Raw genomic sequence first — 20,808 nt, 5'->3', positions numbered from 1 at the left:
AAAAAAGCCGCTGTTGCGGCTTTTTTTATGGTCATTGACTTAACTCAACTTACCAGCGCTTATAAGGCATTTAATAATGCTTGTACTGGATGTAAGCTAATTTTGTTATCTAAACGCTTGATTTGGCTACGACATGAATACCCAGTTACCAGTAATTGTGCTGTCTCTAACTTAGCTACCTTGTCCTGCCAACTCATTTGATACAGGGCTTTCGAATTTGCTAAGTTCGATTTTTCATGGCCATAAGTACCCGCCATGCCACAACATCCTACCGCAACACTTGAAAGCGATAACCCAAAGTGTTGAAATATTTGCTGCCACTGCCCTTCACTGCCCGCTAAGGCGGTTTTTTCTGTGCAGTGGGCAAAAAGCTTATAGTCTGTTTTAGCCGCGGCAGTCTTAGCGGCGAGCTGACTATTTTGGTGATCGAGAATCGTTATTAACCATTCATGAGCAAGCTTTACCTCAAAGTCGCCGCGTCGCTCAGCTAAAATTTGCTGATATTCATCGCGATAACACAAGGCAAGCGAGGCATCTAAGCCCACCATTGTAATATTTAGTTGTTGCACTTGATTTAAAAAATCTGCCGTAGACTTTGCCGTTTTAGCAAATTTCGCTAAAAAGCCTTTCACATGTTGCGGCTTGCCGTTGGGTTTAAAGGGTAATAATATCGGCTCAAAACCAAGCTTTTTCGCCAATAACATAAAGTCTTCAACGACGTTAGCATCGTAAAATGAGGTAAAGGGATCTTGAACAATGAGCAGCGATTTAGCGCGTGCTTGTGCCGACAAACTTTGCAACGCTGATAAATCAAAGCTGGCCATATTATGCGCTGCTACTCTTTGTGATAATGTTGGCGTTGACAGCAAAGGTGTATCAACATAGCCAATACTCGCTTGCGATACCATATCATAAAACTTAGAGCCTAATACCCGATTAACCAGCTTGGGCGCTTTTGCCATCAAAGGAGTCATTGATTCAACATTGGCAACTAAATGGTCTTTTAATGGCCTAAAGTAGCGCGAATGATACAGATTTATAAAGCGCGCTCTAAAATCGGGTACATCTACCTTAATCGGACATTGGCTCGCACAGGCTTTACAGGCTAAACAGCCCTGCATCGCCGCCATCACTTCATGCGAAAAGTCTTCATGGTCGTCATTATTTTTCGCTCGGCTAAATTGCTGTTCAAAGCGATTTTTAAGCTTGTCTATCAGCCTTTTTACCGACCAATGTTGAATATTTTGCTCTAATGCTAAAATGTCGATACCTTTAGCTTCCACCAAGCGCAACCACTCGCGCATCAGACCAGCTCTACCCTTCGGCGAATGCCTTCGGTCACGCGTAACCTTGCTTGACGGGCACATAGGGCTATCTAGGTCATAGTTAAAGCATAAACCGTTACCATTACAATCAAGTGCGGAATTAAATGAATCTTTTACCTTAACCGGAATTTGTCGATCGTAAAAACCGCGCTTTTTATCATCAACAGAGACTAACTTTTCATCACTGTGCAGCGGTGTGCAAATTTTACCTGGATTCATTTTATTTAACGGGTCAAACGCTGATTTTATTTTTCTTAATTCGGTAAATAAGGTGTCACCAAAAAAATCAGGCCCGTACTCACTGCGATAACCTTTGCCATGCTCGCCCCACATTAAACCGCCATATTTCGCTGTTAACGCCACCACTTTATCGGATATTTCTCGCAGCAATCGCTCTTGCGCTGGCTCGCACATATCTAGCGCTGGGCGCACATGTAATACCCCTGCATCAACGTGTCCGAACATGCCATAATGTAGGCCATAGCCGTCAAGCAAGGCTCTAAATTCTGCAATAAAGTCCGCTAAGTTTTCGGGTGGCACTGCTGTGTCTTCAGCAAAGGCAAGTGGTTTTTGGCTGCCTTGGGTATTGCCTAGCAAACCGACCGCTTTTTTGCGCATGGTGTAAAGTTTGGCAATACTGCTTAAATCAGAGGTTACTTGATAACCAATCACTCCGGTTTTATTGGCGATAGCTTTGTCCAGTTCGACGCACAGTGCCTGCACTTGACTGGCAACACTGTCGATACTGTCACCGTTATACTCCACCATATTGATGCCGTCCATAACAGCGCCATCAACGTCTTGCAGCATATCACTGACTAATTGCCAAACAATATCTTGTTTGGCTAAGTTAAGCACCTTACTGTCGATGGTTTCAACCGAGGTTGCTTTAGCTTTAACTAATTGCGGCGAGTGGCGCAATGCGGAATCAAAACTGTCATATTTAATGTTGATCAGAGTTTTCGCTTTTGCGATCGGTGTTAAATTGAGCTTAGCCTCACAAACAATGGCTAAAGAGCCTTCTGAGCCGGTAATAATGCGGCTTAAGTCAACCACGGATAGGTCATCATTGAACACGTTTTCTAAGTCATAACCGGTAAGAAAGCGATTTAAACGCGGAAATTTTTCAAGGATAAGCGCACGATTGTCACGACAAGAGCTCAATACTTGCTGCATTATTGTGCCATGACTGCCTGGCTGCTGCGCTAAGCTTTCCGCGGCGCTAATTGACATAGGTGCAGTCGATAAAACCTCGCCATTGGCCAAAACGCTTTCTAGCCCTAACACATGATCTGAGGTTTTGCCGTACACTAATGAGCCTTGGCCCGAAGCGTCGGTATTAATCATACCACCTATGGTTGCCCGATTACTGGTAGACAAGTCGGGTGAAAAGAAAAAACCATAAGGCTTGAGAAAGTCATTTAATTGATCTTTAACCACCCCAGCTTCAACACGAACCCAGTTTTCTGCGACGTTAATTTCTAAAATACGGTTCATGTATTTAGATAAATCCACCACAATACCAGGCGTTAAACTTTGGCCATTGGTCCCAGTGCCGCCACCACGGGCACTAAACTTAATGTCGTTAAACTTTACTTCACTGGCAAGCAAGTTAATGGTTTGAATATCTTGTTGACTACGCGGATGCAGCACTAATTGCGGCAGTTGTTGATAAATACTATTATCGGTGGCATGGGCAAGCCGTGCACTGTATTGAAAATTAATATCACCGGTAAAGTTTTTGTTCGCCAAGGTATTGGCAAAGTCTTGATATAAAGGGGAAACTAGCTCTTGCGGACGTAAGCGAGGTAACATGAATAAACAATCTATTAAGGCCATAAAGTGGCTTGGATTATATCACGACAAATTGTGAAATTGCTCGCTTTAACAAAAAAGCCTAAGAACTTTTTTATCTGCATCATGATAAAAAAGTCCCTAGGCTTATTAAGCTAGGATAACCTGCCAATAACAGGCTTAGTTACTGTGTTGCTCTGCTAGATATAACCATGTAGGCAATACCGTGTCAGGGTTAAGCGAAACACTATCTATACCCTTTTCAACTAACCAAGCGGCAAAGTCTTCATGATCTGATGGGCCTTGACCACAAATACCAACATATTTACCGCGCGCTTTACAGGCTTTTATTGCCATTTCCAATAACACTTTTATAGCAGGGTCTCGCTCATCAAATAAATGCGCGACTAAACCCGAGTCTCTATCTAAGCCTAAGGTTAATTGCGTTAAATCATTTGAGCCAATTGAAAAGCCATCAAAATAATCTAAGAATTGATCAGCTAATATGGCATTGGATGGTAACTCACACATCATAATAATGCGCAGGCCATTTTCGCCACGTTTTAGCCCATGCTCCGCAAGAATATCAATCACTTGCTTGGCTTCTTCTAAGGTACGGACAAATGGGATCATAATTTCCACATGCGTCATATCCATATCATTGCGTACCCGTTTAATGGCTTCACACTCAAGAGCAAAACAATCTCTAAAGTCTTTTGAGATATAACGTGACGCACCGCGATAGCCGATCATAGGGTTTTCTTCTTCCGGCTCAAAATGCTCGCCACCCACTAAGTTAGCATATTCATTTGATTTAAAGTCAGACATGCGTACGATCACTTTCTCTGGCGCATAGGCCGCAGCAAGCGTAGAAATACCTTCGGTCAGCTTAGCAATATAAAACTCAACAGGATCTTCATAACCAACAATAATATCGCGTATTTCATCTTGTAAGTCTGCAGGCTGCTCATCAAAGTTTAATAACGCTTTCGGATGCACGCCGATCATTTTATTAATAATAAATTCTAAACGTGCTAAACCTATACCAGCATGAGGCAAACGGGCAAAGGCAAAAGCCCGATCCGGATTACCCACATTCATCATAATTTTTAACGGCAATTCTGGCATTGCATCAACTTCAGAGGTGGTAACGGTGAAATCTAACTGGCCTTGATAGATAAAACCGGTATCTCCTTCGGCGCATGATACCGTCACCTTGTCACCTGTACTAATTTTACTAGTGGCATCACCACAACCGACAACCGCTGGAATGCCCATTTCACGAGCAATAATTGCGGCATGACAAGTACGACCGCCACGGTTGGTAACAATCGCCGAAGCACGCTTCATGATCGGCTCCCAATCTGGGTCTGTCATGTCAGTAACTAAGACATCACCGGGTAAAATTTTGTCCATTTCAGCTAACGACGAAAGTACTTTTGCTTCACCGCTACCGATTTTATGACCAATCGAGCGTCCTTCACAAATGACGTCTGCACTTGCTTGTAATTGAAATTGTTCCATCACATTGGCGTTTTCACGGCTTTTAACGGTTTCTGGACGCGCTTGTACAATATAAAGTTTGCCATCTAAGCCATCTTTAGCCCATTCGATATCCATAGCGCGGCCATAATGTTGCTCAATAATCACCGCTTGCTTAGCTAATTCTTCAACTTCCTGGTCGGTTAGTGAGAAAGTGTCCGATTGCGCTTGCTCAATATCGACTATTTCGACTTGCTTGCCGTGCTCTTGGGTATCGGCATAAACCATTTTAATGGCTTTGCTGCCAATATTTCGGCGCACGACCGCGGGTTTACCTTTAGCTAACGTTGGTTTATGGACATAAAACTCATCTGGATTGACCGCCCCTTGCACTACCATTTCACCTAAGCCATAACTTGAGGTAATAAAGACGACATCTTCAAAACCCGACTCAGTATCGATAGAAAACATCACACCACTGGCAGAGATATCACTGCGTACCATACGCTGAATACCAGCCGAGAGTGCAACGCCCCTATGATCATAACCTTGATGAACCCGATATGAAATCGCGCGATCGTTAAATAAAGAGGCAAATACGTGTTTAATCGCGACCATAACCGCGTCTAAACCACGGACATTGAGAAAGGTTTCTTGTTGACCAGCAAAAGAGGCATCTGGCATATCTTCGGCAGTGGCAGATGAGCGCACCGCAAACGAGGCATCATCAGCAAAAGCACCGGCAAGTTTTGCATAGGCTTGCTCGATATCACGCTGCATGTCAGGTAGAAATGGTGTATCGATAACCCATTGACGTATCTTTTGACCGCACTCTGCTAAGGCATTAACATCACTAACATCTAGATCATCTAACAAATGATAAATTTTATCGTTCAGGCCACTTTGTTCAAGAAACTCATTAAACGCAAAAGACGTAGTAGCGAAGCCACCAGGTACTTGCACACCAACATTTGCAAGATTTGAAATCATTTCACCTAATGATGCATTTTTACCGCCAACGCGATCCACATCATTCATTCCTAAATCTTCATACCAAAGTACGTATTCTTGCACGACAACATCTCCACTGGAACATAATAAAATTTAAGAAAATCATCTTAAAATAGTGTTTTAGAGCAAGTTAAAAGATAACTTTCTTAAGACTTTTATTACTTATATGGTATCTATGGTAAATAAACAGTGTATTTCAAACAGCAGACATTTTACACTGCTAACGTTGAAACAAAAGCACTATTTAAAAGTTTTCACCTTTGATTACGGAATAATATATAGGATTTATCATGCGAGCAGCTTTTTATATTTCAGACGGTACTGCCATCACTTCAGAGGTATTTGGTCATGCCTTACTCTCTCTTTTCCCGATGGAATTTGAACATGACACCATTTCTTTTGTAGAAACCAAAGAAAAAGCGCTAGAAGCTTGTAAACGCATCAACAAAACCGCGAAACGCACTGGATTAAAACCTTTGGTATTTCATACCTTTGTTAATAACGAAATTCGAGAAATTATTGACGGCTGTGATGGCGTAATATACAACTTTCTTGAACACTTTGTTGCACCGCTAGAGCAAGAGCTTGACTTAAAAGCAAAGCCCAAGGCCCACAGAACTCATAGCATTCATGAAAACAGCTATGATTATCGCATTGACGCGGTTAACTATTCGCTAGCAAACGATGACGGCTCAAATGTTACCAATTATGAGCACGCCGATGTCATATTAGTCGGCGTTTCGCGCTCAGGAAAAACGCCAACCTCACTCTATTTAGCATTACAATACGGCATCAAAGCGGCAAATTATCCTTTTACTGACGATGACATGGACGAGCTAAAATTACCGCCGTTTTTAAAAATGCATAAAAAGAAAATATTTGGTTTAACCATTGACGCTGAGCGCTTAGTGGATATTCGCGACGGTAGAATGGCCAACACTAAGTACTCGTCTGCCAGACAATGTCGTATGGAAGTACGCGAAGTCGAAAAGCTTTATCGCCAAGAAAAAATTCCCTTTCTAAATACCACTAAGCTGTCAGTTGAAGAAATTACCGCTAAAATTTTATCTGAAACCGGTCTGCAACGTTATAAATATTAATTTATGATAAATAAGTCGCAGAAAAACTTAGAAAGCGGTTCACTTAATTAGCTAATTTCGTTATGTTAGCGCGATATTATTATCGCGCAGCATATCCATCCGTTGTGCAAGCAAACAAGCATTTGATAGCACATGACCATAAAAACAGATGAATTTAGAACCACATTAATTGAAAATTTAGTTTCACCCGCTGAGCTTGCTGAGCAAATACCACTTGATGATAACACCGCCAATTTTATTATTAAGAGCCGTCAAGACATTGAAGCCATCATTAACGGTGATGACCCGCGCTTACTTGTCATAATTGGTCCTTGTTCTATCCATGATACCGAGGCCGCCATAGACTATGCAAAAAAATTAAAAACTTTACACGATAAGTACGCCAATGAACTCTTGATCGTAATGCGTGTTTACTTTGAAAAACCGCGCACCACGGTCGGGTGGAAAGGCTTGATCAGTGACCCTGATCTTGATAAGTCATTTCGGGTTGCCAAAGGCTTAGACTTAGCGCGCAAGCTGTTAATGAAAGTAAATCAGTTAGGACTCCCCGCCGGCACAGAGTTTTTAGATATGGTTACTGGCCAATATATATCAGATTTGATCAGTTGGGGCGCCATTGGCGCGCGTACCACAGAAAGCCAAGTGCATAGAGAACTAGCCTCGGCACTGTCTTGTCCGGTAGGCTTTAAAAATGGCACCGATGGCAATATACAAATTGCAGTTGATGCAATTAAAGCCGCTAGCGTGCCACATGTGCTTTATTCACCCGATAAAAGCGGACAAATGTGTATCTATCAAACCCACGGCAACCCTTCTGCACACGTTATTTTGCGTGGTGGCAAACAACCAAATTATCATGCCAAAGATATAAGCAGTACCTGCTTGACCTTAGCCAAGGCCGAGTTAGCAGAAAAAGTCATGATCGATTGCAGTCATGGTAATAGCTATAAAGATCATAATCAGCAAATTACGGTTGCACAGTCTTTAGCACAACAAATTCAACAAGGTGAGCAAGCCATATTCGGTGTGATGATCGAAAGCTTTTTAGTAGCTGGTAATCAAAAGGTTGTGCCAAAGCAACCACTAGTTTATGGCCAAAGTATTACCGATGCCTGTATTAACCTAGACACTAGTGAAGAGATCCTAACTATCTTAGCCGATGCCATTAAAGCGAGATCATAACAGCGATTCATTACAGCATTATTATATAGGTTAGAGTCAACGCTGCTAAGCGAATCGATATTATCATTAGACAAGAGACAAAAAAGCCGAAGTTAAAAACTTCGGCTTTTTACCTATTAACTAATGTGGTCATTCGCGATTATGTTCGCGACTAAGGGTTTTAGAAAAAGTTAGCTTTAAACTCAACACCCCAGAAACGCGGTTCGTTCACATAACCGGTCAGGTTATTAAAGTCGATAGCACCGGTTAACTGTTCTTCGTCAGTAATGTTACGACCAAAAACAGCCACTTCATATTCAGCACCATCAGTGTACCACTCATAACCAACGCGAATACCACCTTCGGTTAAGGCATCGCCGGTAAACTCGATTGACTCGTATAAGAAAAAGTTTACTTCGCTGCGATACGACCAATCGGTATAAATATACAACTCACCATCGGCAATTTCTTTGGTCCAGCGCGCACTTAAATTACTAATCCACTCTGGTGATTGCGGTAATGCATTACCATTAATCATGGCCAAGCCATCGGCATTTAAAGGATCAGTAACCGTACAACCACCGCCACAGCCTGGCACGGCAACGTTTGGATCTTTTAATTCAGTATGGTTATAACTCACACTCGCCGCAAGCACAAAATCAGGTGTAACAAAATACTCTGAATCAATCTCAAAACCGTAACCTACTGATTTATCGGCATTGATCAGGCTAGCAACATTACCTGTGCCACCAACAGCCGTTAACTGTTGATCACTCACTTTAAAGTAGTAAACCGAGCCATCAATACGGGCGGTATTGTCTAATAATACGGATTTAAAACCGGTTTCAATTGAATCAACGGTTTCCGATTTTGCGGTAGTGGAGCTTTCAGAGAATAATAAGCTACGTCCTTGAATACTAGGCGCTCGATAACCACGTGCAATACGCGCGTAAACGTTAGTTTCATCACTTAAAACATAATTTGCACTTAAGTCACCACTTACTTGTGAGTCTTCGACGTTATTAGATTCAGTAAAGCTAGGCGCACCAAATGGCGACTGCACCAACTCACCTTGCCATTGACGTTCATCGTCTGAATAACGTAAACCACCATTAATACTTAATTGCTCAGATACTTGGTAGTCAAGTGATGCAAATACTGCCCATGCTGTCGTTTCCATGTGCTGTACCGCCAAGCCATTAGGTGCACCATTGGCTAACGTGTCAAAACTTAAATTATTAATGGTTAAATCTTCATCAAATAAGAAGAAACCAAATTGATAATTAAACGCACCTAAGTCATTACTAGCAATACGGATTTCTTGTGTTGATTGCTTATGATCAGGCATTTTAGCACCGGTTTCTGATGGGAATGGAATAAAGCCAGGCCCCATGTAATCAGGTAAAAACGCCGCGCCATATCCGCCATCAATATCACCTACCGAGAAAATTTCTGCCGATTCATGACCAGTAATAGAGGTTAAGGTGTAATTACCAAAATCATACTCTATTTTTAGACTAGCACCTTTCATATCAACGGTTTGATTATTACGCACCGCCGCATCATGAAAAACAGTTTCACGGTCAAAGTCATCAATTAAATCATTGGTGCCTGGCTTAATAATGTTGGCTCTAAATACCCGCGCATCGGCTTCTGCGTCGCGAAAGTGATAATTAAATAATGCCGAAAAATCATCATTAGGTTGCCACAATAACTGCAAACGCCCTGCGGTTTCATCATAGCCCCCTAGTTGATCTTTTTGTTCAAAACCTGGCGCTTTATTGTCGATATAATCATCGCGGCCTTGTTGTAAAAATGCCACTCGAGCTGACAAAGTATCCGTCAAACCACCACCAAGCGCCAAACGTAAGTCAGTAGAGCCAAAGCTACCGTATGACGCTGATAAACTCGCATCAAAGTCTTCGGTTGGTTTTTTTGACTGAACTTTCACTATACCTGCTGGGGTGTTACGGCCAAACAAAGTACCTTGCGGCCCGCGTAACACTTCAACACGTTCAATATCAAACATTGGCATACCTTTGGTTAAGGCATTTTCTAGCACCACGTCATCATAAATAAGTGAAACAGGTTGTGAAGCAAGTAAATCAAAATCGGTATTACCTAAACCACGAATATAAAAACGTGGAAAAGTTCGGCCAAAAGACGACTCGATTAGTAAGCTAGGTACTTTGGCAGACAAGGACCTTACATCCATACCTGACGAACCTAATACTTCTAGTTTTTTAGGGGTTAAAGCAGAAACTGAAATAGGTACGTCTTTGATGTTTTCGGTACGTTTACGCGCCGTAACTTCAATCACTTCGATACCAACGACTTCAGCTGCTTGCTCTTGTGCAGCCGCAACACTTGCGATGCTAGTCAGCGACGAAAAAATAGCCGCATTGACGCACATGGCAAGTGTACTTTTTTTTAAAACATTCATTAAGTTCTCTCCCAAGGACTGTATGTGTTTTCTGTAATATAAATGGAATTTTTTATTACCTATAGCTGCACAATTATGCAACAACAAGCTTAAAGGTTAAGTGCTTTGAAAAAGCTTGTGCCGTAAGGCATCTTCTCTAATTTAAACAGTTCGGCAATAGTTTGCCCGATATCTGCAAAGCTTGATCTTTCGCCAATATTAACAGATCGTACCTGTTTGTGAAATGCTAAAACTGGCACATATTCTCGGGTATGGTCAGTGCCATGCCATGTTGGATCGCAACCATGATCGGCAGTAAGAAACAACACATCGTCTTCACGCATTGCTGCTATCACTTCAGGTAAGCGTTGATCAAAGTGTTCTAACGCCAAGCCAAAGCCAAGGGGATCACGGCGATGACCATAATCTTGATCAAAATTCACCAAATTTGTAAAAATCAAGCTATTATCTTGGGCGCTATTGATATGACTAATGGTCGCATCAAGCAACGCATCAATGCCCGTCGCCTTCGTTTTTTCACTAATGCCTTGATGGGCGTAAATATCGGCGATTTTACCAACGCTAATCACATGCCCCCCAGCTTGGGTTAATTTATCGAGTACCGTAGCTGCTGGCGGTAAAATTGAATAATCGCGTCGATTGCCGGTGCGCGTGAAGTCCGCTGGGCTTTCACCGATAAAAGGCCTAGCGATCACACGACCAATATTCATTTCTTCAAGTAATTCTCTGACCGTTTCACAATAGCGGTATAAGTTTTCTAGCCCAAAGTGTTGCTCATGTGCGGCAACCTGAAAAACACTATCAGCTGAGGTATAGCAAATAGGCAAACCGGTTTTTATATGTTCTTGGCCTAGTTTATTAATGATATCTGTACCTGAGGCATGGCAATCACCGAGTATGCCGTTATAGCCTGTTGCTTGATTAATTTTTGTAATTAAATCTGCAGGAAAGGCATTACCATGTTTCGGGAAATAGCCCCAATCAAATAGCACCGGAACGCCCATCATTTCCCAATGACCACTGGGCGTATCTTTACCCGTACTTAATTCCGCTGCATAGCCATAAACACCTTGCTCTGGCTCTTGTGCTTGCACAGGAAAACGTGAGTCTCCGGCTTGGAATGCAGCCGCTACTAGACCCATTTTCGCTAAATTAGTAACCTTAAGTTCGCGCTGTTCATGCTCATAAAAGTAACGTGCTAAATTGGCGAAAGTGTTTGCACTAACATCGCCAAAATCAGCCGCATCAGGCGCATGACCTATGCCAAAACCATCGATAACTAAAACTATTGCTCTTGCCATTTTTAATTCCTGTGTTGGAGACATACAATGTCATTAACCAAGGATAATTATGCTGTAAAATAGCACCACAATCGTTATGCTTTTCACAATGTAATAATGTTGAAAAATTCTCTATAATCCCAAGCGAGCCTCGCCTTAAAAAGACTGGCCACGTTATCTTTGCATTTTAACAAACTTTTCAAAATTATCCTCGTTTAAGATGATAAAATTCATGACCAATTGGTCAACATGTGTTACTTTAGCAAGCAATGAATGAGAGACAACCCTATTTTGTCAAAAAATCAGTGAAGATACGCAGATTTCATTATTTTTAATGAATTTCAGCTTAAGTAGTCCATAATAACAGTCAAGCTTAAGTCGCTAGCAATCAGAGATAGATTTTTGGCTACAATATTTTTTTAAGGTTCTGTGTTTTGCAAACCAATAAACCAACCATAATTGCAATAACCGGTGCATCAGCATCGGGTAAATCTTTATATGCAAAAACCATTTTCGATGAATTATTACCTGAGTTAGGGCCAAACGGCATAGCAATCATCAAAGAAGACTCTTACTACAAAAGCCAGTCTCACCTAGCGATGGCCGATCGCGTTAAAACTAATTACGACCATCCTAGCGCTTATGAGCATAGTTTATTGGCACAACATTTAAGCGAATTATGTCAAGGTAATAGTGTCGACATCCCTACTTATTGTTATAAAACGCATACTCGATTAGCTGAAACAATACATTTATCACCAACCCCTATCATTTTGCTTGAAGGCATTTTGTTATTTTCCAGTAGCGAATTGAGAAATAAATTTGATATCAAAATTTATATTGATACCCCACTTGATATTTGCTTGGTACGTCGGATAAATCGCGATACTGTAGAACGTTCGCGTAGTGTTGAATCTATTGCTGAGCAATACTTAACGACCGTGCGCCCTATGTACTATCAACACATTGAACCTAATAAGCTTTATGCAGACATTGTCGTTACTCGTGGCGGCAAAAATAGAATGGCCATTGAAATGTTAAAAGCTAAAATTCGCCAATTAATGCATGGACGCTAATAAGGCGTGAAAACCATCATATTGATAAAGTAATAAAAACAATAATAATGATAAAAATTTTTAAAATGAGGTAAGTATGGATTTAGCAGCACTGAGAGGACTCTTTGGCATTTTTGCGCTATTGGCTTTAGCACTACTGTTATCGACTAACCGCAAGGCGATAAATTGGCGCACGGTAACTTGTGCTTTTGCCCTACAAGTATTACTGGGTGCTTTTGTGTTATATGTTCCTTTTGGTAAAGATGTCTTAGGCTCTGTTACTAACGGGGTTCAGCAAGTTATTGACAGCGCTAAAGCCGGCATTAGCTTCTTATTTGGTGGTTTAGGCACAGATGCCATGTTTGAAAATGGCGTCGGCTTTGTGTTTGCTGTTCGAGTATTGCCCGTCATTATCTTCTTTTCATCCTTAATCGCTGTGCTTTATTACTTAGGTGTTATGCAGTGGATAGTAAAAGTGATCGGTGGTGGCTTACAAAAACTATTAAAAACCTCAAAACCAGAATCATTATCGGCAACGGCCAATATCTTTGTTGGTCAAACTGAGGCGCCTTTAGTTATTCGCCCTTATATTGCTAAAATGAGTCAATCCGAGCTTTTTGCCATCATGGTAGGTGGACTGGCATCTGTTGCTGGCTCCATTCTTGCCGGTTATGCAGGCTTAGGTGTTAAGCTTGAATACTTGATCGCCGCATCGTTTATGGCCGCACCTGGCGGTTTATTAATGGCCAAGCTGTTAATTCCTGAAACCGAAGATATTAGCAGTAACCACCAAGAGGTTGAGCTAGCCGAAGCCGGAGAAAAGCCTGCGAATGTTATTGACGCGGCAGCAACGGGTGCAGCCTCTGGCCTTAAATTGGCAGTAAATGTTGGTGCTATGTTATTAGCTTTTATTGCTATCATTGCCCTACTTAACGCTATGGTTTCAGGGTTAGGTAGCTTATTCGGTTTTGAAGGCATCACCATAGAATGGATCTTAGGCTACATTTTTGCACCATTTGCCTTTATTATCGGCGTGCCCATTGACGAAATGTTACAAGCCGGCAGCTTTATTGGCCAAAAAATCGTGGTTAATGAGTTTTTTGCTTACGTTAATTTTGTTGAAATAAAAGACACGCTAACGCCCACCACCCAAGCCATTATCACGTTCGCCCTTTGCGGATTCGCTAATTTATCTTCAATCGCTATTTTATTAGGCGGCATAGGCTCTATGGCCCCTAGTCGTCGCCCCGACATAGCGCGCTTAGGTATGAAAGCTATGCTAGCCGCAACCATGGCCAACTTAATGAGTGCTGCAATCGCCGGTGTTTTCGTCAGCTTATAAAACACGCTCGTTTACCCAAATACTAAACGCCTAGTGTACTGCGCTAGGCCAATGATAATCGCCCTTTGACATTAATGAGGCAACATAACATGAATACGCTTGAAAGTTACGCACAACGTGCACTGCAAATGATGGATTTAACCAGTTTAACCGACACTGAAACTGCTGATGATATTATCCAACTCTGTAAAAGTGCCAAGTCGCCTTGTGGCAATACAGCGGCTATTTGTATTTTTCCGCGTTTTATTCCACTAGCAAAAAAAATCTTGGCAGAGCAAGGCACAACTGAGATTAAAGTGGCCACAGTGACTAACTTCCCACACGGCAATGATGATCTCGACATTGCAGTTGCCGAAACAAAAGCCGCCATTGCCTATGGTGCTGATGAGGTTGATGTGGTTTTTCCTTATCGCGCCTTAATTGCCGGTAATAGCAGCATTGGCTTTGAGTTAGTCAAGGCTTGTAAGCAAGCGTGTGGAAACAATGCACAATTAAAAGTGATCATAGAAAGCGGTGAATTAAAAACCGATGCGCTGATCCGCCAAGCTAGCGAAATCGCCATTGCCGCCGGTGCTGACTTTATTAAAACCTCAACCGGCAAGGTTGCCATTAATGCGACGCCCAAATCAGCTGAGTTGATGCTCAAAGTAATTAAAGCTAAAAATATTAACGTTGGCTTTAAACCCGCAGGTGGAGTAAAAACCGCCGCAGATGCCGCCATTTATCTTAAGCTAGCAGCTGATATTTTAGGACCCGAGTGGGCCAGCAAAGCCAACTTTAGATTTGGCGCTAGCAGTTTGTTAACGAATTTACTCAATACCCTAGGCGCCAGTACTACAACGGCAGATACATCGAGCTATTAAGTTCAATTATGCCCCTGAATCATTAAGGACCAGCGGATAACAATGGCACAATTATACTTTTACTATTCCACCATGAATGCAGGAAAGTCGACACATCTATTACAATCGTCTTATAACTATCAAGAACGCGGCTTAACTACCTTACTATTTACCGCGCAAATAGACGATAGGTTTGCCAAGGGTAAAGTATCATCGCGCCTAGGTATTCACGCTGACGCACTGCTATTTGATCACCATAGTGATATTTTTAAGGAAGTCACACATCAAATAAATGACAGCAAAATAGCCTGTATTTTGATTGACGAAGCGCAGTTTCTCACTAAAGCGCAAGTGCGACAATTGACCGATATCGTTGATGAACTCAATATTCCGGTATTAGCCTATGGTATTCGCACTGACTTTCTTGGCGAAACATTTACCGGCAGCGCAGCTTTGCTGGCGTGGGCCGATAAACTAGTGGAATTGAAAACCATATGTCACTGTGGCAAAAAAGCGAATTTTGTTATGCGCTACGATGAAAATGGTAACGCTGTTAAAGCAGGTGCACAAATTGAAGTCGGCGGCAATGAGCGTTATGAGTCACTGTGTCGCAAGCATTTTAAAGCACAGGTTTGGTGCGATTAATCCAACCTTTTCAACGTCTCGCGATAGACTCAAGCAAAAAAGCATGCAATGCGCATGCTTTTTTGCTGATATAACCAACATTAAACTTATGAAAAGTTAAGAAAAAGAAGAAAAACTTAACCGACAATACTTTGGTAAATCACAGCTGGCTCAGCAATTTGCTGCTCACTGATAGCCAAGGCGTTAAGGTACTGCTGGCTTGCTTGTTTAGCGGCATCCTCATTTTGGGCGTGCACGCGCGCTACCACATCGCCACGATTCACTAAAGTGCCAATAGGTAAAATTCTATCAAAGCCAACACTGTGGTCAATTTGCTGACCATTGGCAGTGCGTCCACCTTTTAAACCCACAACCGCCATACCAATGTCACGGGTTTGCATTGCAGCAATATAACCATGCTCTGGCGCAATTACGTCCATAATACAAGATGCTCGCACCATGCTGCGCCATGGATCTTCGAGATAGTCACTTGGACCTCCTAGGGCATGGATCATTTTGCCAAATAATTCCGCCGCTTCACCTGAGGCGAGCACGGCATTTATTTTTTCTTCTGCCAGTGCTTCATTGCTAACCACTTTCGCACTGACCAACATGGCTTTAGCCAATGCTACCACTACCGCATGTAAACGCGGCTCGCGTAACGTACCATTTAAGTATTTTACCGTTTCTGCCATTTCTAAGGCATTACCGGCCGTTGCACCAAGCACTTGGTTCATATCGGTAATAATCGCCTGAGTTGGCACGCCTGCACCATTTGCAACATTAACTATGCTTTGCGCTAAGGCTGTTGCATCATGGATATTTGTCATCATAGCACCATTGCCGACTTTAACATCCATGACCAAAGAGTCGAGCCCAGCCGACAGCTTTTTCGATAAAATTGATGCTGTGATCAAAGGAATTGACTCAACCGTCGCGGTAATATCACGGATACCATATAAACGCCTATCTGCAGGGGCTAAATTGTCGGTTTGCGAAATAATCGCAACTCGCAAGTCTTTAACAATGCGTTTAAAGTCTTTGATACTGGGTTGGACATTAAAACCGGCAATGCTTTCAAGTTTATCTGAAGTGCCCCCAGTGTGCCCTAAGCCACGTCCTGAAATCATAGGCACATAAGCGCCACAAGCTGCCACTATGGCCGCCAACATAAAGCTAACTTTATCGCCAACACCACCCGTGGAGTGTTTATCAACCACAGGACCGTCTAATTCTGGCCAACTCAAAACATCGCCAGAATTTTTCATCGCCATAGTTAAATCAATGATCTCTTGAGTTTGCATACCTTGTTGGAAGATCGCCATTGCCATAGCACCTGCTTGCGCGTCATTAAACGTAGAGGTCACTAAACCATCAACAAAGTGTTGTATTTGTGCTGGTGAAAGCAAGCCGCCATCACGTTTACAGCGAATGATTTCCTGCGGGATAAACATTAAATAATTTCCTTATTGGTTAATAAGTCTTGCGGTGTAAAGGCATCAGGTAATAATTCACTCACGGTCCACTGCTGACTGTTATTATTATTATTAACCGCCATGACTAATGCTTCTGGCGCTAAAAATTCAGCAATCACTTGCCGACAAGCACCGCAAGGCGGCGTTAACTTTTCTTGGTTAGTATAAATAACCATCGCCGTAAAACGTTGTTCGCCTGCAATTACGCCTTGCGCCAAACAATTGCGTTCGGCGCAAACGGTTAAGCCGTACGATGCATTTTCTACGTTGCAGCCCTTTACTATCTTGCCATTGGCCGTTAATGCTGCCGCACCAACTCGAAACTGACTATAAGGTGCATAGGCTTTATTAAAGCCGTCTTTTGCCGCTGAAATTAGCGCCTGAACTTTAGTATTTTCTATTTGTGACATCAATCCGCCCTTTTCTGACCATATGGTCAACTTAATAATTATACTATTAAAAAGCTGAGCAAAAAGCAATTAAATAATCGAACGACTATGCAGTAGCCTGCATCTAATCTGAACATTTACCATTAATACTCGAACCATTTTAGGGCATAAAAAAAGCCAACAATTGTTGGCTTTTTCAAATCGCATGTTAGCAAATAGGGTTAGAACTTGTATTTAACACCAATACGAACTTCCCATAGCGATTGCGTTAAAAACGTTGTTTGCTCGGCATTTTCAGGAATAAACTCATTAAAAGTATAAGTTCCATCATTATTTAGCCTTGCATCAACGACGTTTTGCGCGACAAAGTTACCCGTTTTCTTAACACCCCAATCATCATTTAACATGTTTGCAAGGTTTTTGATCACAATGTACGCATTGGCTTTGTGGTCTTTATAAAAGCCCGGTAGTTGTTGGTCAATTCTAAAGTCTAGACGGGTATGCCAATCTGCATTATGTGAGTTACGCGCAACAATTTCACCACGTTTAAAGCCTTTCGACTCGACAAACTCATTAAATTCATCATGGTTAAAGTCATCAGCATATGTAACATTTGGATCATCTAATGTTGGTACATATAATAAGTGTCTACGGCTTCTAAATTCAGTTGCACCTACACTCATACCATCAAAGGCATATGACATTGGACGGCCTTTAGTACGCGAACCAAACAATGTAAAGTTAGTTTTGTAACCGTCCACTATTTCAGTTGTGTACCTAAGGTTAAAGGTAAAGCGATGTGGCGTTTCATAGTTTGAGGTGGCTAAGCCTGGATTTTGCGCATCTGTGGTGGCAAAACCGGTAAAGTTAGAAAATGATACCGCACTTGTCATGGGTGAAACATCTTCTGATTTATTGTAAGCATAGCCAAACGACGCATCTAAGCCGTAATCAAACTCTTTCTTAACGGCAATTGAAATCGTAGTCGATTTGCCATTTTCTTTAGCGTTCGTTAGCAAGAAATCACTTTTACGGAAGTTACGTTTGATATCTCGACCATCGCTACGCTGACCAACCACAATGTAGTCATAAATTGCGCGACCGTCTGAGGCTTCAGTGCGGTTAGCGTTATCCCAATGTAGCGCCTCGATTATTGCGCTGTCTTTTTTCTGAGAGAATAATAGATCACCTTGAATTATATATTCGCTATCTGTGGTGTAGGTAAAACCTAAGTTATATTTCCACTCAGATGGAATTTCAAAGTTAGGATCTATTGCGTTAACTGACGGCTCATTGCCTAATGATGGATCATTAGCAGCTACTTCATCAACTTGCTCTTGCAGTGGATCGTAGATAGGGTTGCCGCTACCGCTAAATAGCCCGTCAATCGGTGTACCATCCGGGTTTAACAACTGAAAGTCACTTCGGTAAGTGTCAATGTTGGTAATACCATCGTTGGAATAAGAGTTAGATAACCATACATTGGGGTTACCACCTGAGTAAAGGCCAAAGCCACCACGCACTTCTAAGTTATCTTCAACGCGCCAGTTAAAGCCAAAGCGCGGCTGTAAGAGGTTTTTACCATCAAGCGAATGGTCGTTTCTCATATTGTATCTGTTATAGAAGGTTTCGTTAAACCTCGGCGTATCGTCGCTTGTGTACCAGTCATAACGTAAACCAAATACTATGGTTAAGTCGACATCGTCAAACACATACTCATCTTGGATATATGCCGCATGAGTTGCATACTCAAAGCTTGCCGCTGCATCTTCTGGGTTATTAGTACCAGCAGAGTTGTTATAGTAAATATCATCTGCTAAGCCAGCTTCAAAGTCATCTAAACCATTAAAGCGGTACTCACCAACCGTATGCTGCATGAACAAGTTGAATACATTAAGGTTTTCATATTCATAACCGCCTGTAATTGTGTGGTTATCTAAATAATATGTCCCTGCTAACTTAAGTGTTTCACTTTCCCAGTTTAATTCATTTGATTGACGCGAATCATCAGGACCTAAGTAGATACTTGCACCGTTGATACGTTCAATTTGTACCTCACCAAATCCACTATCTGCATCTAATGATTGCTGACGGTTAGCGAGCTTAATGCGACCAATTCTTAATTCGGTAGAAAAATCATCAGTCCAATCTGAATATAGTGAACCCACAATCGAATTCAGCTTAGCACCCACTTCATAAAAGTGATTGTCCAGCGTCACTGTGTTATTGCGCTCATCTGATTGATCTAAGCGAAAGCCATCATTGTAGTTATAAACCAATGATGCACGATGCTCATCGTTAATGTTCCAGTCTAATTTTATCAAGACTTTCTCATCTTCAACCGGCATAGAAGCAGGTGTACCGCCAGCGTCATAATTATAAACATCTCGCGCAATTTGAATAGCGCGATCTAATTCAGCTTGTGATATTTGGTTACCAAGCGCATCGTATTGAAATAATTGTGCACCTTCCAGTTTCTCATAAGCCCCAAAAAAGAATAAGGTATCTTTAATTAATGGGAAGCCAACATCAAAGCCAAAGCGTTTCTCGGTATAATCGCCGGTATCAATGTCTTCGCCTTCGATTTTATCGCCGCGCAGTGAGTCACTTGAATAATCATAAAATAGACTACCATGTAACTCATTGGTGCCTGATTTAGTTACCGCATTAATATTACAGCCGGTAAATCCACCCGCTTGTACACCGAACGGCGCAATTTCAACATTAATTTGATCTAACGAGCTAAACGAAAATGGCATGCGCACCGTCGGATAACCATTAAAATTCAAACCAAAGCTATCATTCATGCGCACACCATCAACGGTTAAGCTGCTGTAGCGTGGGTTACTACCTGCACAAATAATGGCTTCTTCACCGTCGCTTTCTTCGATATTGATACGCGGGTCGACGCGAACTAAATCTTTAATATCACGATCAGCAGACGCGGCAGTTTCCAAATCTTCTAAGTTAAAGTTTGTTGCCGGGCTCGTTGAGCCAAATTCAGCTGCGGTTAATCGAGATCCTGTTACCGTGATAGTTTCGGTAGTGTCGTTATCTAAGGCAAAACGCAAATCTAAAGGTTCACCTAATTTTAAATAAACATCATTAATAACTCTATCTTTAAAGCGATTAGAATCAATAGTGATAGTATATGGCCCCCCCACCCGCAGGCCTTGCGCACCAAATAAACCTGAGTTATTTACGACAACTTTGCGAGTCGTTCCAGAAGGAACATGAGTTAAAGTTACTGTAGTACCAACCGCTGCGTTGCCTTGTGGGCCAACAATTTCGCCTTTTATAGACGACGATGTGGTATTTGCATAAACCGAAGTTGACAATCCAAGCGCAAGTACGACAGCGCCAGTAATGCGTGAGAGCCGATGAGTTTTCATCCTATTATTCCTTGATGTCAGTTAAATTTTTTGTGTTTTATTCAATGCTTTATTTTAAGTTCGCTACGCAAACTTTTATTGTTGTTGTTGGCA

At 41.9% G+C, this 20,808-nt stretch carries 13 protein-coding genes; 6 read left to right on the top strand and 7 right to left on the bottom strand.

The window, feature by feature from the left end:
- Positions 1-59: 59 nt before the first annotated feature.
- On the bottom strand, positions 60-3,140 hold the full coding sequence (ydiJ, locus tag B6K83_RS15980; RefSeq protein WP_085285890.1) for a D-2-hydroxyglutarate dehydrogenase YdiJ: 3,081 nt from the start codon (positions 3,138-3,140) through the stop codon (positions 60-62).
- Positions 3,141-3,299: 159 nt separating this feature from the next.
- Positions 3,300-5,675, bottom strand: a complete 2,376-nt coding sequence (gene ppsA / locus B6K83_RS15975) for a phosphoenolpyruvate synthase (RefSeq protein ID WP_085285867.1) — start codon at positions 5,673-5,675, stop codon at positions 3,300-3,302.
- Positions 5,676-5,902: 227 nt separating this feature from the next.
- Here ppsA and ppsR point away from each other — a divergent pair, with 227 nt between their 5' ends.
- Together ppsR and B6K83_RS15965 are read left to right on the top strand one after the other, a co-directional pair.
- Entirely contained in the window at positions 5,903-6,712 is an 810-nt protein-coding gene (gene ppsR / locus B6K83_RS15970; RefSeq protein ID WP_085285866.1) for a posphoenolpyruvate synthetase regulatory kinase/phosphorylase PpsR, read from the top strand.
- A 132-nt stretch (positions 6,713-6,844) separates the two neighbouring features.
- Entirely contained in the window at positions 6,845-7,894 is a 1,050-nt protein-coding gene (locus tag B6K83_RS15965; protein WP_085285865.1) for a 3-deoxy-7-phosphoheptulonate synthase, read from the top strand.
- A 160-nt stretch (positions 7,895-8,054) separates the two neighbouring features.
- On the opposite strand, the gene B6K83_RS15960 is transcribed toward B6K83_RS15965, so the two are convergent.
- Both B6K83_RS15960 and B6K83_RS15955 read right to left on the bottom strand, forming a co-directional pair.
- Complete coding sequence (locus tag B6K83_RS15960) at positions 8,055-10,316, bottom strand: TonB-dependent receptor (RefSeq protein ID WP_085285864.1); 2,262 nt, start codon at positions 10,314-10,316, stop codon at positions 8,055-8,057.
- Positions 10,317-10,405: 89 nt separating this feature from the next.
- On the bottom strand, positions 10,406-11,617 hold the full coding sequence (locus B6K83_RS15955) for a phosphopentomutase (protein WP_085285863.1): 1,212 nt from the start codon (positions 11,615-11,617) through the stop codon (positions 10,406-10,408).
- 413 nt (positions 11,618-12,030) lie between these two features.
- On the opposite strand from B6K83_RS15955, the gene udk reads away from it, so the two are divergent.
- From udk to B6K83_RS15935, 4 genes are all read left to right on the top strand, one after another.
- Positions 12,031-12,672, top strand: coding sequence for a uridine kinase (gene udk, locus B6K83_RS15950; protein ID WP_085285862.1), 642 nt, complete (start codon positions 12,031-12,033; stop codon positions 12,670-12,672).
- A 76-nt stretch (positions 12,673-12,748) separates the two neighbouring features.
- Positions 12,749-13,993: a NupC/NupG family nucleoside CNT transporter gene (locus B6K83_RS15945; RefSeq protein ID WP_085285861.1), complete on the top strand. Its 1,245-nt coding sequence runs from the start codon at positions 12,749-12,751 to the stop codon at positions 13,991-13,993.
- 89 nt (positions 13,994-14,082) lie between these two features.
- Positions 14,083-14,856: a deoxyribose-phosphate aldolase gene (deoC, locus tag B6K83_RS15940; RefSeq protein WP_085285860.1), complete on the top strand. Its 774-nt coding sequence runs from the start codon at positions 14,083-14,085 to the stop codon at positions 14,854-14,856.
- Positions 14,857-14,898: 42 nt separating this feature from the next.
- Positions 14,899-15,480, top strand: a complete 582-nt coding sequence (locus tag B6K83_RS15935) for a thymidine kinase (protein ID WP_085285859.1) — start codon at positions 14,899-14,901, stop codon at positions 15,478-15,480.
- Between the two features lie 116 nt (positions 15,481-15,596).
- Here B6K83_RS15935 and deoA read toward each other — a convergent pair whose 3' ends face one another.
- The 3 genes from deoA to B6K83_RS15920 all read right to left on the bottom strand — a co-directional run bounded on the left by deoA (position 15,597) and on the right by B6K83_RS15920 (position 20,715).
- Positions 15,597-16,913 carry a thymidine phosphorylase gene (gene deoA / locus B6K83_RS15930; RefSeq protein WP_085285858.1) on the bottom strand — a complete coding sequence of 439 codons (1,317 nt, stop codon included), beginning with the start codon at positions 16,911-16,913 and terminating at the stop codon, positions 15,597-15,599.
- Positions 16,913-17,344 (bottom strand): cytidine deaminase, encoded by a 432-nt coding sequence (locus B6K83_RS15925; protein WP_085285857.1) that lies wholly within the window; start codon positions 17,342-17,344, stop codon positions 16,913-16,915. Before B6K83_RS15925 ends, deoA begins: the two co-directional genes overlap by 1 nt.
- A 200-nt stretch (positions 17,345-17,544) precedes the next feature.
- Positions 17,545-20,715: a TonB-dependent receptor gene (locus tag B6K83_RS15920; RefSeq protein WP_085285856.1), complete on the bottom strand. Its 3,171-nt coding sequence runs from the start codon at positions 20,713-20,715 to the stop codon at positions 17,545-17,547.
- Positions 20,716-20,808 lie beyond the last annotated feature (93 nt).

This window comes from Colwellia chukchiensis, from assembly GCF_002104455.1.
Taxonomy (GTDB): domain Bacteria; phylum Pseudomonadota; class Gammaproteobacteria; order Enterobacterales; family Alteromonadaceae; genus Cognaticolwellia; species Cognaticolwellia chukchiensis.
Note: the sequence above shows the minus strand (reverse complement) of the source record. Positions and strands in the feature narration are given on the sequence as shown.